Annotated in this window: 12 protein-coding genes and 1 pseudogene; 12 read left to right on the plus strand and 1 reads right to left on the minus strand. The window is 66.4% G+C overall.

Going from position 1 to position 13713, the window contains the following annotated elements:
• The first annotated feature begins 179 nt into the window (after positions 1-179).
• The 9 genes and pseudogenes from IBX62_09370 to IBX62_09410 all read left to right on the plus strand — a co-directional run bounded on the left by IBX62_09370 (position 180) and on the right by IBX62_09410 (position 9702).
• Positions 180-1115: an HNH endonuclease gene (locus IBX62_09370; GenBank protein ID MBE0477293.1), complete on the plus strand. Its 936-nt coding sequence runs from the start codon at positions 180-182 to the stop codon at positions 1113-1115.
• A gap of 31 nt (positions 1116-1146) precedes the next feature.
• Entirely contained in the window at positions 1147-2277 is a 1131-nt protein-coding gene (locus IBX62_09375) for a hypothetical protein (GenBank protein MBE0477294.1), read from the plus strand.
• Between the two features lie 86 nt (positions 2278-2363).
• Positions 2364-3737 carry a hypothetical protein gene (locus IBX62_09380; protein ID MBE0477295.1) on the plus strand — a complete coding sequence of 458 codons (1374 nt, stop codon included), beginning with the start codon at positions 2364-2366 and terminating at the stop codon, positions 3735-3737.
• Complete coding sequence (locus IBX62_09385) at positions 3734-5407, plus strand: ATP-binding protein (protein MBE0477296.1); 1674 nt, start codon at positions 3734-3736, stop codon at positions 5405-5407. The genes IBX62_09380 and IBX62_09385 overlap by 4 nt, the downstream gene beginning before the upstream one ends.
• Positions 5407-7248, plus strand: a complete 1842-nt coding sequence (gene recQ / locus IBX62_09390) for a DNA helicase RecQ (protein ID MBE0477297.1) — start codon at positions 5407-5409, stop codon at positions 7246-7248. Before IBX62_09385 ends, recQ begins: the two co-directional genes overlap by 1 nt.
• A 45-nt stretch (positions 7249-7293) precedes the next feature.
• A complete protein-coding gene (locus IBX62_09395; protein MBE0477298.1) occupies positions 7294-8010 on the plus strand; it encodes a DUF429 domain-containing protein in 717 nt (238 codons plus the stop codon).
• 204 nt (positions 8011-8214) lie between these two features.
• Entirely contained in the window at positions 8215-8430 is a 216-nt protein-coding gene (locus tag IBX62_09400) for a hypothetical protein (GenBank protein MBE0477299.1), read from the plus strand.
• Positions 8427-8672 carry a DMT family transporter gene (locus IBX62_09405; GenBank protein ID MBE0477300.1) on the plus strand — a complete coding sequence of 82 codons (246 nt, stop codon included), beginning with the start codon at positions 8427-8429 and terminating at the stop codon, positions 8670-8672. Before IBX62_09400 ends, IBX62_09405 begins: the two co-directional genes overlap by 4 nt.
• Before the next feature lie 916 nt (positions 8673-9588).
• A pseudogene (locus tag IBX62_09410) lies at positions 9589-9702 on the plus strand (SDR family oxidoreductase).
• Here IBX62_09410 and IBX62_09415 read toward each other — a convergent pair.
• Positions 9692-10093, minus strand: a complete 402-nt coding sequence (locus IBX62_09415) for a ferritin-like domain-containing protein (GenBank protein MBE0477301.1) — start codon at positions 10091-10093, stop codon at positions 9692-9694. The pseudogene IBX62_09410 and the gene IBX62_09415 overlap by 11 nt on opposite strands.
• A gap of 45 nt (positions 10094-10138) precedes the next feature.
• Between IBX62_09415 and IBX62_09420 the strand changes: the two genes are divergently transcribed.
• The 3 genes from IBX62_09420 to IBX62_09430 form a co-directional block, all read left to right on the plus strand.
• Positions 10139-10930 carry a hypothetical protein gene (locus IBX62_09420; protein MBE0477302.1) on the plus strand — a complete coding sequence of 264 codons (792 nt, stop codon included), beginning with the start codon at positions 10139-10141 and terminating at the stop codon, positions 10928-10930.
• A 179-nt stretch (positions 10931-11109) separates the two neighbouring features.
• The gene (locus IBX62_09425) at positions 11110-11709 is read left to right on the plus strand and encodes a TetR/AcrR family transcriptional regulator (protein MBE0477303.1); all 600 of its coding nucleotides are present in this window, start codon (positions 11110-11112) and stop codon (positions 11707-11709) included.
• Positions 11703-13713, plus strand: a 2011-nt coding sequence (locus IBX62_09430) for an MMPL family transporter (GenBank protein ID MBE0477304.1), incomplete at its 3' end; no start/stop codon positions are given. The genes IBX62_09425 and IBX62_09430, both read left to right, overlap by 7 nt.

Genomic DNA, 13713 nt, shown 5'->3' on the forward strand with positions numbered 1-13713 from the left:
ACGTCGCGCTCGACGTCGTCGATGAAGTCGGACTTGAGGCCCTGGTAGACGAGCATGGGGGCTCCTGGGGGCGGGGCGCTTCAGGGACGATTATGGCAGAGACGGCGGAGGCTGACGGGGCCTGCTCGGGCATGTGCGATGATGGGCAGCGGGCTGGATGCCGCGCGGGAGGAAGTCGAGTGAGAGGCTTCGTCGCAAACACGGACTTCGACTGGTTCACGTTCCTTCGCGCGCAAGAGGGGATCGACGAGGTGAACTTCTGGCAGCCGTCCAAAGGCGGCGGGTTCACGGCGGAACCCGGAACGCCCTTCTTCTTCCGGCTCAAGTCTCCCTACAACGCGATCGGCGGTTTCGGCTACGTCGCGAAGTACAGTCGTCTGCCCGCCTGGCTCGCATGGGAGGCGTTCAGAGCGAAGAACGGTGCCCAAGGCTACCCCGAGATGAAGGCGCGCATCGACAAGTACCGCCGCAGGAACTCCGGTTCGACCGAAGCGCGCGGCGAAGGCGAGATCGGCTGCATCATGATCGCATCCCCCATCTTCTTCTCCGAAGACCAGTGGGTGGCGGACCTCGCCGACTGGCAGCCCAATATCGTCCGCGGGCGATACCAGGACTTGATGTCTGGAGAGGGACTCCGTCTCTTCACGGAGTGCATGGAACGCGCCGCCCGTGTTCGAGAGGACTGCGGGTCGGGCCTTCTCATGCAGGAAGCCGTCCGATACGGCGAACCGGTGCCGGTCCGCCCCAGGCTCGGACAGGGAACCTTCAGGATCGCCGTCATCGACGCCTACGATCGATGCTGCTCCATAACGGGTGAGCATTCGCTTCCGGTCATCGACGCCGCTCACATCATGCCGTATGCGGATGGCGGCGTTCACGACGTGTCCAATGGTCTCGCGCTGCGGAGCGATATCCATCGCTTGTTCGATCTCGGTTACGTCACCGTGACTCCGGACTACCGCTTCCGTGTTGGGGATGCCCTCCGCGAGGACTACAACAACGGCAGGTCGTACTACCGGCTGGACGGCCGAGAGATGGCCCTTCCTGTGGATGCAAGACATCTGCCTGAACGGCAGTTGCTCGATTGGCACGGACAGGCGGTGTTCAAGGGGTGAGTTCGCTTGCGACTGCGGTTGAAGGAGTGATATGAGCGGCGGCATCTACCTGATGAGTGATGACGGACTCGTCGAGTTACGAGAGTCAGCGTACAAGGACGAGGGGCTCTTGCAGGGCTATCTGGCGACCTACCCCCATCTCCTCGCCGGTGAGCAGATCGATTCGGAAGAGCCCCGTAGGTGGTTGCTGGTCTCGCGCGAGTTCGGCATACCAATGTCCGAGCAGGGCGGATCGCAGCTCTCACTCGACCACCTGTTCTTGGATCAGGATGCTGTGCCGACGCTTGTGGAGGTGAAGAGGCACAGCGACACTCGCTCACGTCGTGAAGTCGTGGCACAGATGCTCGACTATGCAGCCAACTCTGTCGCGTACATAGCGGTCGAGCGGATGCAGGAGGCCTTCGCTCGGACCTGTCAGTCACGTGGCGCTGATGACGTCGACGTTCTCGGAGAGTTTCTAGGCGTCGAGGAAGACATGGATGAGTTCTGGGAGAGGGCGAAGACTAATCTGCAGGCTGGCAAGATCCGGCTGCTATTCGTTTGTGACTCGGTCGCACCAGAACTCCGCCGTATCGTCGAGTATCTGAATGCCCACATGGACCCAACCGAGGTCCTCGCTATCGAGGTGACGCAGTATTCCGGAGGCGGGAGTACCGCACTCGTTCCGCGGCTCATCGGCCAGACCGCTGAGGCCAAGATCAAGAAGACAGCTTCGGCGCGGACCTCGAAGCCGTGGGATGAAGTCACCTTCTTTGGCGATCTGGAGGAGCGCAACTCCGAGGAAGAGGTCGCCGTAGCGAGGCATCTCGTGGATTGGTTCCGCTCACACGGCTTCTCCCAGCGATACGGTCGCGGAACCCGGGATGGCGCGATGGTGTTGGACCTGGCTCGCGGCGGACACGAGTACTCTCTCGCCGTCATTTGGAGCAACGGGTATCTGGAGCTGCGCTTCGGTCAGTTGATGAAGGCGCCGCCGTTCGATCGCGCCGCAATCAGAAACGGGTTCCTCGAAGAGCTGAATCGAGTGCCGGATATCGAGCTGGCGCCGGAACAGGCCGACCTCTATCCCACCCTGCGTCTCGCCTTGTTCCAGGACGAGCGGCGGTTCGAGATGCTGCTGACGGCCTTCGAGTGGTTCCTAGGGCAGTTGCCGGCTGAGTAGGGTATCGCGCGCCTTTCGGCTTGGCCAGCTCAAATTGTCTGGGTTTGAAGCCGATTACCCTCAAGTGACGTTCTTGAGGGGGGCGCATGTCGCTCGACCACGACGACATAACTCGGCTTCACCAGGACCCGGACCTCTTCGTCCGCATCGCTGAGAACGCCTTGACGGTCGCTGAGGAGCTCCGCGAGGACTACTTCAAGTCGACGCTCGGGCTGGCGCGCGCTATGCGCGAGGAGTTCAGGTCCGGCTCAGGCGAGTATCTGATCGAGCGGGTGACGCGGGTCGAGACGGATTCCTCGGCTGTGGCGTTCATCGACGGCGGCCTCAGCCGAATCGACGTCGGTATCGCCGTTCCGCTCATCGTCCGCGCGGGGATCTTCCGAGTGAAGCCCAGGGAGCGTGACCTCGAGACGCGTGAGACCTTCGACCACTTCCCGCTGATGCTCGGCCAGCTGCGCGGGGGGCTGAAGGCGAACTCGAAGTACGGCGACGTCGTGCGGCACCTCGTCGAGTTCGGCGCAATGGTCACGGCGCTGGAGGACGAACGGTTCGGGGACGTCAAGCTGTTGATGCTGCACGGCCCGCTGCAGTTCGTGAGCGGCCCGTTCTTCGAGCACTGGTTCTATCCGGAGGACTACGAGCAGATGCTCGGCCGCGACGAGCGTCAGCACGTGCTGCTGGTGCTGGGGCAGTTCGCCGCCTGGTGCACGGCGTGCCCCTTGCGCGGAAGTGAACGGTGCAGCCGTGACATCGGAGACCAGCATCTCCCGGCGGTCTGCATGATGGCCTTTCTGCAGCACTACGTGTTCAAGCGCGCTGCCGAGAAAGGCGTCATCGTGTGCGGGGCAGTCGAGCGCTCGTTCGGGCGCGGAATCACTCGGCAGGTCGTCAGGCGTATGCTCCGGACGAGGCCTGAGGTCTTCGAGAAGCTGCTGGCCGCCCTCGAGTTGCATGGGCGGGCCTCGTCGGTCCAGACGGAGGCGATCCTCGACGCGACCCGCTACAACGACCCGATCCTGCTCGCGCTGACGCTTGAACGCGGTGAGCACCTCGCGTGGTATCCCCAAGAGCCGAGCATGAAGATCAGCGACGACCGCGTCGAGCTCTTTCCGCGCGTCCAAACGACGTTCGTGCGGACGTCCTCGGCGAAATACCCGATGCGGATCGAGGCGCCCGCCGGGTACGGCGCCGAGGTGCTCGCCGAGATCCTCGGCAGAGCATTCGAGTACGCGTCGCTGCTCCCGAACTACGCGTTCCCGATCGGGCTGGACATCGTCGACAAGTACGCGGCGATACCGGGGTGGATGACCAAGGCCTACCGGCACCTGGTCCTGTCGCAGTACGGCAGGCTGCTGACGGGCGAGTACTTCGAGATGACGGATGTCGAGGCGCTGAAGGGGCGGTTGCTCGTGGGTGGCGGAGGCGGGCGCGCGAAGGATCTCCGACCGAAGGCGGAATGATGTTGGACAACGTCGAGAAGCTCCCTGTTCCAGCGCTGGAGGAGGAACGCCCCGTCGGCACCGTCGTCGGCGTCAGCTCGACGATGGAGTTCCAGATGCAGGTGAAGCCGGATTCGGTCCGGACGCAGGACCTTGTCGCCTTGGATACGTGGGAGGACGGCGAGCGCTTCCGCGTATGGGCGAAGGTAGGCTCGATCGAGCGCCTGAACCCGCTGTTCCCGCGTGAAGCCGCGCAGGAACTCGCGTTCCAGGGGCGCGACCCGGTCGACTCGGTGATCTCGATGTCGCGCGAGATGATCACGGCCAAGTGCAAGGTGATCGGCGTGCAGCGCGACGGCCGCCTCGAGCCTCCGAAGTATCCTGTGCAGCCGGCGGGCCAGGTCTACGTCCCGCCGGCCGACGAGATCGAGGCGTTCCTGGTGGGCGACACGAAGGAGCACCGTCGGCTGTTCCTCGGCAAGGAGCGGGGGAATCGCGACGTCAGCGTGTACGTGGACGGGCACGCCGTCGTCTCGCGCCACCTCGCCGTGCTCGCCTCCACGGGTGCCGGCAAGACGGTGGCGACTCGCAAGCTCCTCGAAGAGCTGATGGTGAAGGGCTACCCGATCCTGATCTTCGATCCGCATGGTGACTATGCCGGGTTGCATATCGCGAAGAAGACCAAGGTGACGACGTATCTTCCGGAGATCCGGATCGCTGACGAAGAGCCTGACCAAGTCGTTTCGTACATATCGGGGCTTGCTGGAGTCGAGATTACGGAGGCACAGGAACCGTTTGTCAAGGGGGCCGTGCTGATCGCTCGAGATGGTGACAAGTGGCATCAGGCATCTGTCGCGTTTGAGAAGATGGGACTTCAGCGGCTGCAGAAGTGTGTGGCTGATGACCATTTCTTCGCGGTAGCTGAGTTCTGCGATAGGGTCTACGACTTCAAGTCGGAACGCGAGACCGAGCGCCTCCCTAATCCGATCCGTGACCTGGCAGAAGGGCTAAACGTTGGTGGAAGTACGGCGACTGCCGCGGCAAGGAAGTGCAGCCGCGCAGGAGCGCGCTACGCTCACATGAAGAAGGTGAACAACAAGTTTTCCAGGAAGCCCGGAATGCCTCCGCCGGAACAACTTCCGCCGACATCGAAGCTGCACACACTCATTTCCCCACATACAGTGTCCATCATCTCGCTGGAGGGCTACTCCGACGAGCTGCGTCAGTCGATCGTGGCTGCAGTGATGTCCCAGCTCATGGATGACCGGATCGACGAGAAGTGCCCGAGGTTCCTGACGGTCGTCGAAGAGGCGCACAACTTCATACCGAATAGGATTGACGACACAAGAGCGCCTTCGCTGCCCGTGCTCAAGCGGATAGCCACCGAGGGACGGAAGTACGGCATGGGGCTGGTGTTCATCAGCCAGCGCCCCAGCCGGCTGGACGCGACGGTCCTATCGCAGGCGAACAGCTTCCTGATCCTGCGCATCGTGAACCCGGCGGACCAGAAGTACATCCGCGACGTGGTCGAGACGATGGGTGAGGACGAGGCGAAGACGTTGCCCAACCTCAACACCGGCGAGGCGCTGTTGTCAGGGCAGTTCACTAGAATCCCGGTGATGGTGCGTGTCGAGAAGAGCCGCAGCGCAGGCAAGCACGAGGAAGAGGACTTCCTGGAGGGGTACGGGTGATCGGGGATCTTCACGCGCCCACCGCCGTCCTCCGCTCGGTCTTCGGCTACGAGACCTTCCGCCCGCTGCAGCGCGAGGTCATCGACCGCGTGATCGAGGGTGGGGACGCCTTCGTCATCATGCCGACCGGTGGCGGCAAGTCGCTCTGCTTTCAGATTCCGGCGTTCATCCGCGAAGGAACCGCAATCGTGGTCTCGCCTCTCATCTCCCTGATGAAGGACCAGGTCGACGCTCTCAAGCAGTGCGGGGCCAAGGCGGCATACCTGAACTCCACGCTTTCCGAGGACGAGTCACGTGCGGTGGTGAGCGACCTCCTCGGCGGTCGTCTAGACATGCTCTACGTCGCCCCTGAGCGGCTCATGATGGACGGGTTCCTCAGTCTCCTTCGGCGGGTCCGGGTATCCCTGTTCGCCATCGACGAGGCGCACTGCGTGTCACAGTGGGGACACGACTTCCGCCCCGAGTACGTCGAGCTCGGCCGATTGCGCGACCTCTTCCCGGGTGTCCCGCTCATCGCACTGACCGCGACTGCCGACGCTCAGACACGCGACGACGTCATCCAGCGCCTCGGGCTCACGAGAGACTGCACGTACGAAGGCGGCTTCGACAGGCCGAACATCCGCTACACCGTCGTCGAGAAGCACGATCCGGCCACGCAACTCTCCGACTTCCTGAAGGCGCACGAGGGAGAGCCCGGCATCGTCTACTGCCTCAGCCGTAAGCGGGTCGAAGAGGTGGCCCGCAAGCTGAGGTCCGAGGGGATTGTCGCGGCTCCGTACCACGCAGGGCTTGCGAAGGAGGAGCGCGGGCGAGTCCAGGAAGCGTTCCTGCGCGACGAGGTGCAGGTCGTGGTCGCGACGGTTGCGTTCGGGATGGGCATCGACAAGCCCGATGTTCGCTTTGTGGTGCACTACGACATGCCGAAGAACACCGAGAGCTACTACCAGGAGACCGGCCGCGCCGGCAGGGACGGCGCTCCGGCAGAGGCGCTGCTGCTGTTCGGAATGCAGGACGTCGTGACGGCTCGCCGCCTTATCGAGTCGGGCGGCAATCCCGAGCAGGTAAGGATCGAGCTCCACAAGCTCGACGCGATGGTCGCCTTCGCTGAAGCGGTGACATGTAGGCGTCGCGTGCTCCTCGGGTACTTCGGCGGCACGATGCAGGAGTCGTGCGGAAACTGTGATGTGTGTCTCGATCCGCCCGAGATCTTCGACGCCACCGTCGAGGCCCGGAAGGCCCTTTCGTGCGTCTGGCGCACGGGGCAGCGGTTCGGTATCGGGCATGTGGTCGGGATTCTGAGAGGTGGCGATACCGAGCGAATCCGACGGTGGCGTCATGACGAGCTGCCGACCTATGGCGTCGGCAAGGACCTGAGTGCCGATGCGTGGAAGAGCCTGATCCGGCAACTGATCCACCGGGGCTATCTTACGCAGGACATCGGCGGCTACTCCACTCTGAAGCTGACAGAGAAGGCGGCGGCGGTGCTGAACGGGGGAGAGACCGTGTCATTGGCTCGACCCCGAGTGCGCGTCGAGCGAGCGAAGCGTGGCCAGAGGGGGGCGGCTCGGGAGGCAGCCGCCGCGCTCTCGGCGCCCGGCGACAAGGCGTTGTTCGAGCGGCTGCGGGAAGTCCGGTTGGAACTCGCTCGCGAGCAGGGCGTCCCTGCCTATGCCATCTTCCATGATTCCACCCTGGCGGACATGGCGGCCCGACGACCTCAGACCCCGGCCGAGTTCCTGAGCGTGAGCGGCGTGGGAGCAATCAAGCTCGAGCGGTACGGCGAGACGTTCCTCGCGGCGATACAGGAGCATGGCGAGGGGCCGGTGGCGGATTCGGCGTAGCGTGGCGAGTGTGGATTTGGCGCAGGTGGTTGGAGCGGCTGAGCCGTGATATGGGTCGCGGGAGTCGACGGCTGTCCCATCGGCTGGGTCGTCGTCGGCAGGGATATCGATGGCAGGCGTGCGCTCTTCGGCATGATCGAAGCGCTGGACGAGGTCGCTTCGTTACTGCCGCAGTCGCCTGTGGCGGTGGGGATCGACATGCCCATCGGGCTTCTGGAAGCGGCGGTTCCCGCCGGCCGTCCGTGCGACGATGCCGCGAGGCGCCTGCTCGCCGGGCGCAGGTCGAGCGTCTTCTCGCCTCCGGTCCGAGCCGTTCTGCAAGCCCGCTCGTACGAGGAAGCGTGCGACCTCAGCAGGGCTAGCTCACCGCATCGGCTCGGGATATCGAGGCAGTCGTTCGGGCTCGTCCCCAAGCTGCGGGAGGTCGACGAGTTCGTCACCTCGGACAGGCAGGACGTGTACTTCGAGGTGCACCCGGAGCTGAGCTTCCTAGCGATGAACGACGACCGACCGATGAGGTTCGGCAAGAAGTCGGCCCAGGGCGTCATAGAGCGGCTGCGGCTGCTCGACCATCGTGGGGTGTTGGACGTATCCCAGATCGACCTCGAGGCGCTGGGCCGTCATCGGTTTGCGCTGGACGACCTGATGGACGCCGCCGCGGCTTGCTGGACTGCCGAGCGCAAGTGGCGGGGTGAGGCCGAGGTCCTCTCCGGCGAGTCGCTGCAGGACTCGACCGGGAAGCGGATGGAGATCTGGCGATGAGGCGCGGCAGTGCCGAACCGGTCACCGATGCCCCGTTGACGTGGGGCCGTCACAGCTCGCGCGGGAGCTCGCTAGGGTGACGGCGACCCCGACCGAACGGAGCTTCCGTTGACCGACCGCGCTGACGCGCCCCGCGGACCGCTGTCCTTCCTCTTCCTCGCCGGTGCCGTCTTCCTCTAGGGCACGAGCTTCACGGCGACGAAGGTGGCGCTCACCGGCTTCCGGCCGATGGCGGTGGTCTTCATCCGCATGTCCCTGGGCACGCTTCTGCTTCTGCCCTTCGTCCGGTCCGTGCCACGTCCCGACTACCGCCTCGGCGACTGGAGGTGGCTCGCCGGGCTGAGCCCGCTCGAGCCGTGCCTCTACTTCCTGCTCGAAGGGTACGGCATGGCTTCACGAGCGCGTCGCAGGCGGGAGTGATCTCGGCGATCGTCCCGCTGCTCGTCGCTGTCGCGGCCTGGGCGTTCCTCGGCGAGCGTCTCTCGCCCCGCGCGGTCGCGGGCATCCTGCTCTCGCTCGCCGGCGTGGCGATCCTCTCCCTCGGCGCCCTTGCGAAGTGGCGTGAGGAGTCGTCCCGCCCCGACCTCGCCGCCTGCAGCTCGTCGAGACCAGGACCGGGGAGGAAGACGAAGGCCTTGCCCTGCTGCTCCATGAGCAGGTAGCCCTTCTCCTGGAGCTCGAGAAGGTCCCGGCGCGCCGTCGTGTAGTGAATGCTGTGGTTCGTCTTGTGGTAGCGGATCCGGAACTCCGCCTCCGGGTCCCGGAGCGCCCGGGCCAGCACCGAGCGCTGACGGTGGTTCAGCGCAGGGTCCCTCCGGAGGATCTCCCGCATCTCCTCGTCGCGGCGCTCCCACGCCTCGATGTGCGACTCCAGGTCCCTCAGTGTGATGAGCGTGAGCTGGGCGGCGAGGGTCTGGTGGGGGGTCACGTCCCGCGGGCTGCGCTGGTTGAGCTCCACGTGCATGCGGCTGTCGAGGGAGACCAGCGGCGGGTTGATGAGGCCGGTCTCCCAGTCGACCTTCGCGCGTGATATCGGCAGGAGCCCGAGGACCGGAAGGCCGTTCTTAAGGGCGAACAGACGCGCTGAGAGGCGCCCGACCTGGCTCGAGACGTTGCCGAGCGGGCGGTAGAAGCGGAACGCGTCGGCCATGACCTGTCCCTGCAGCACCGGCAGGTCGTCGGGGTCAGACGACTCCCGGTTCAGGTACGCCGCTATCAGGTCCATCTGGCGGCCGGCGAAGCGCCGCTGCCTCTCGGCGTCCTGGTCCTCGGTCCTTGCGAGGATGCCCTGAAGCGGCGGCTCGGACCCGAGTCCCTCCGGGTCCACACCGTCGAGGAGCAGGTCGCGCATGTGCGTGAACAGCTCGCGGGAGAAGGGCTCGTCCAGGAGGTCGCGCAGGTGGTCGAACGCGCGGAACGTGTTCACGAGCAGGCGCTCCGTGTCGGACTGCGGCGCCCGATCGAGACGCAGCAGCACCTTCGCGTCCTCCTCGGGGATCGCGGATGGCCGTCGCGCTCGGGATTCCCACGCGCGAGGCCATGGGAGAGATGATGAAGGGCGAGACACCCCTGCCGCCGCACGCGGGCGAGCCGATGGACATCGCTCAGGGCTACCTGTATCTCGCCTCGGACGAGTCGAAGTTCGTCACGGGAGAGGAGCTCGTCATCGACGGCGGGTGGATCACCCACTAGGAGGTGGCTTCGGCGCTGCCCGCGCGGGCAGTGACGGCTGCAAAGGGCCGGCCTCGTCCATCGGGGCCGGCCCTATCACCTTCGGGCTCGCGTCGGGGTCCTGGATCCGCGTCGTGACCTCGTGCAGCATCTGCTCGTGGCGGCGCTCGTCGGTCAGGTGACGGCGCAGCATGTCGCGGTCTTCCTCCATGGACCACGTCCTGAAGGCGTCTTCGTACTCCCGCCGCTCCAGCCGCTCAAGGCCGAGGAGCTCGCGCGCGGCATCCTTCCAGTCGCCGTTGGTCGGCGCTGTCCGGCTCGCGCTCCTCAAGCCCCGCTGCCCGCGAGCCGAAGCATGGTGTACCCGGCTGTCGGAGGCACCGGGCCGGTCGCCGGTCACGTTCGACCTCATACAGCCCGTTCTGCGGCCGCCTGACGACGGAACCGAAGGGATCGCATGAGGGCGCTGAGGCTTCTCTTCGTCGTGACGGGCGCTCTGGCGCTGGGATTCGGCATGGTTCTGGCGGTGTCCCTATGGATGTTCGGCGGGGGTTCCCCCGAGGAGGCCCTCGCCGAGACCACGAAGCGTCTCAGCGGCGTGTCCTCGGCGAGCTTCACGATGCGGATGACCATGACCTCGGACGACGCCGAGTTGAGCATGGAGGCCGACGGCGTCTTGCTGCTCACTGGAGATGCACGGTTCGCCGGGACCATCACGGCCGGGACGGACGTTCGCCGGTTCGAGGAGATCATCACGCAGGACGCGGTCTATCTGCGTCTCCCGCCGGACGAGCGATGGTACAGCATCTCCATGGCGGCGTACCGTCAGCCCGGCTCCTCGCCGCTGGGGTACGGAGCCAGCCCGGGCGAGTTTCTGGACTGCTTCTCCGCGTTCGACGGAGTGGAGGAGACCGGTCGCGAGACCGTGGACGGCCGCCCGTGCAGGCGCTACCGGCTCACCATCGACCTCGCGGCCCTGACCGAGGCGGCCGAGGACGCCGGCGGCATCGGCGCCGAGCAGGCCGCGCTGGTTCAGGAGATCGCCTCGGGGAGCGAGATGCTCGTCGAGGCCTGGATCGCCGAGGACGACCTGCTTCCCGTGCGCGAGGAGATCACGATGCAGGTGCGGCAGCCGTTCTTGGCCGACGTCCACGTGATCATCGACTTCACCTCCTTCAACGACATCGTCGAGGTACAGCCGCCCCGCGAGTCGACCCCCCTCGCCATCCCTCCAGCAACAGAGGCCTGAGGGGGTCCGAGCCCCTCGGCGTGCGCCGCCGGCGGTGGCGTCGTCGGCGCTGTCCGCTTGACTCTCCGCCGTCACCGGCGCAATCCTTGACTGAGCGCTCAGTCAGCCCCGAGGCCCGCGCGCCGTGACGCCCGCGCCGGCCACGACCGTCGCCGCCACCTGCGACGCACCGGAGCCCGATGCCATCCACCGAGCCCACGACCCGCGACCGGATCCTCGAGTGCGCCGAGGAGCTCTTCGGCCGTCGCGGCTACGACGCGGCGAGCATCGCGGACATCGCGCAGGCCTGCGGCGTATCCACCGGGCTCATCTACTACCACTACACGGACAAGGAATCCCTGCTCAGGGCGCTCGTCGAGCGGGCGGGGACGCTCTTCGGCCCGCCGACGCGCACGGCGCTGGAGGGCGAGGGCTCGCCGACCGAGAGGCTCGCGGCCTTCATCGAGGCGCGCGTGCGGGTCACCCTCGAGCACCACAACCTCGTGCGGATCCTGATGCGCCCGATGACCGACCCGGAAGGCGCGCTGGCCGGCGAGGTGCTCGCCGGCATCTCGCAGAGCATCCAGGCCATCGCCTCGGTGATCGCGGAGGGCATCGAGACCGGCGAGTTCGAGCCCGTCGATCCCTATCTCGCCGCCGAGTCCCTGTTCGCGCTGCTGCACACGCGCGTCGTGGCGGGCGCCCTGGCGGCGCCGCACTCCGAGCTCGTCGCGAGCGAGCCGGCCGACCTCGCCGCCTTCATCACCGGCCTCTTCCTGCAGGGCATCACGCGATGCTGAACCGCTTCGCCTGGCTCGTCGTGCGGAACAAGCGCGCCGTCCTCGGCATCGCCGCGGTGCTGCTCGTCTTCGGCGTGTTCGGGCTGGCGAACGCGGAGATCAACTACGACATGCTCTCGTACGTGCCCGACGACCTCGACTCGGTGAAGGGCTTCCGGATCCTCACCGACGAGTTCCGCCTCGGCAACGCGGCGCAGGTGATGGTCGCCGGGCTGTCGGACCGAGAGGTCGCGGACATCGTCGAGCGCGTCGAGCGCATCGAAGGCGTCGACGCCGTCCGCTGGGTCGACGACTTCGGGGACTTCACCGTCCCGCGAGAGTTCTGGGAGGGCGACCTGGCCGAGGCGTTCTACTCCGACGGCGCGACGTTCTTCCAGGTGAACTTCGCCGGCTCGGCGAACGAGCCCGCCACCCGGGCGGCCGTCGAGGAGCTGCGCGACGTCCTCGGCGGGAGCGAGTACGACATCGCCGGCACCCAGCAGATCGAGCTCGAGGACGTCATCAACGCGGAGCGCACGAGGCTCGCCGGCGCGGCGCTGGTGCTCGTGGCCGTCGCGCTGCTGCTCACCATCCCGTCGGTGATCGTTCCGCTGCTCTTCGTCGTCACGATCGGCCTGGCGGTGGTCTACAACCTGGGGCTGTCCTTCTACCTCGGCCAGGAGATGTCCTACCTCACGGGCGTCATCGTCTTCGCGTTGCAGTTCGCCGTCACCATGGACTACGCGCTGTTCCTCTACCACCGCTACGAGCAGGAGCGGAAGCTCTCCGACAACGACACCGCGATGGCCACCGCGATGACCGCGACGTTCAAGTCCGTGGCCGCGGCCTCGATGACGACGATCGCCGGCTTCCTCGCGCTCGTCGTCATGCGGCTGGGGTTCGGCGCCGACATGGGGCTCACGCTCGCGCGCGGCGTCTTCATCACGGTGATCGCGGTGATGACGATCCTGCCCGTGCTGCTGCTGCTGGCCGACGCGCCCATCCGCCGCTTCGCGCACAGGGTCCGCCTGCCCGACTTCCATCGCCTCGGCGGGTGGCTCGCGCGGCACGCGGGGGCGGTCTCGGTCCTGTTCGTGCTCGCCTTCGTGCCGGCGCTGTGGCTCTACGGCCGGGTGGAGCTGACCTACGACCTCGACAGCGCCCTTCCCGAGGACCTTCCCTCCATGACGGCCTCGGACAAGCTCGCCGACGAGTTCGGGCGCGCGCAGAGCTTCTTCATCGTCGCCGAGGACACCGGGCGTGTCGCCCACATCGACGAGCTGACCGGCAGGGTCGAGCAGGTCGACGGTGTGACCGGGGTGATGTCGTACACCGGCGTGGTCTCGCCGCTCATACCGGCCGAGTTCATCCCCGGCGAGGCGCGCGAGGGCTTCTTCAAGAAGGGCTACACGTACGCGACCGCGGACGTCTCCTTCGACTTCAGCGACCCGCGCACCGAGGAGGTCGTGGCGGAGCTGCGCGGCGTGGCCGCCGGGTACCCGGGGACGGCGCACGTCACGGGGCAGAGCGTGCTGTTCAATGACATGGAGGAGACCTCCAGGGGCGACGTCGGGCGCGTCAACGCCATCTCGGTCGCGGCGATCGCGCTCATCGTGGCGCTCGTCTTCCGGTCGCTGGCCGTACCCGCGATCCTGCTCGGCGCGATCGAGCTCGCCATCTACTTCAACCAGGGCCTGGCGGCCCTCGGCGGGGGAGACGTCATGTTCATCGCCGCTCTGGCCATCGGGGCCATCCAGCTCGGCGCGACGGTCGACTACGCCATCGTCCTGACCACCCGCTACGAGGAAGAGCTCGCGCGCCACCGCGACCGCGAGACCGCGCTGCGCGAGGCCGTGGGCGGCGCGGGGCCCTCGATCCTGGTCAGCGCGAGCACCATGTTCGCGGCGACGATCGGGCTGGTGTTCCTCTCGAGCGTCTCCACGATCTCCGACCTGACGCTGCTCATCGCCCGCGGGGCGATCGTGAGCTTCTTCGTCGTCATGCTGCTGCTGCCCGCGCTGCTCG

This window comes from Coriobacteriia bacterium (assembly GCA_014859305.1).
Classification (GTDB): Bacteria; Actinomycetota; Coriobacteriia; order Anaerosomatales; family Kmv31; genus Kmv31.

Bases quoted from the DNA above. Each gene is read 5' to 3' on its own strand.
- IBX62_09425 (MBE0477303.1), top strand. From the start codon at position 11,110: ATGCCATCCACCGAGCCCACGACCCGCGACCGGATCCTCGAGTGCGCC.
- IBX62_09415 (MBE0477301.1), bottom strand. From the start codon at position 10,093: ATGAGGTCGAACGTGACCGGCGACCGGCCCGGTGCCTCCGACAGCCGG.
- IBX62_09385 (MBE0477296.1), top strand. From the start codon at position 3,734: ATGATGTTGGACAACGTCGAGAAGCTCCCTGTTCCAGCGCTGGAGGAG.
- IBX62_09380 (MBE0477295.1), top strand. From the start codon at position 2,364: ATGTCGCTCGACCACGACGACATAACTCGGCTTCACCAGGACCCGGAC.
- IBX62_09420 (MBE0477302.1), top strand. From the start codon at position 10,139: ATGAGGGCGCTGAGGCTTCTCTTCGTCGTGACGGGCGCTCTGGCGCTG.
- IBX62_09375 (MBE0477294.1), top strand. From the start codon at position 1,147: ATGAGCGGCGGCATCTACCTGATGAGTGATGACGGACTCGTCGAGTTA.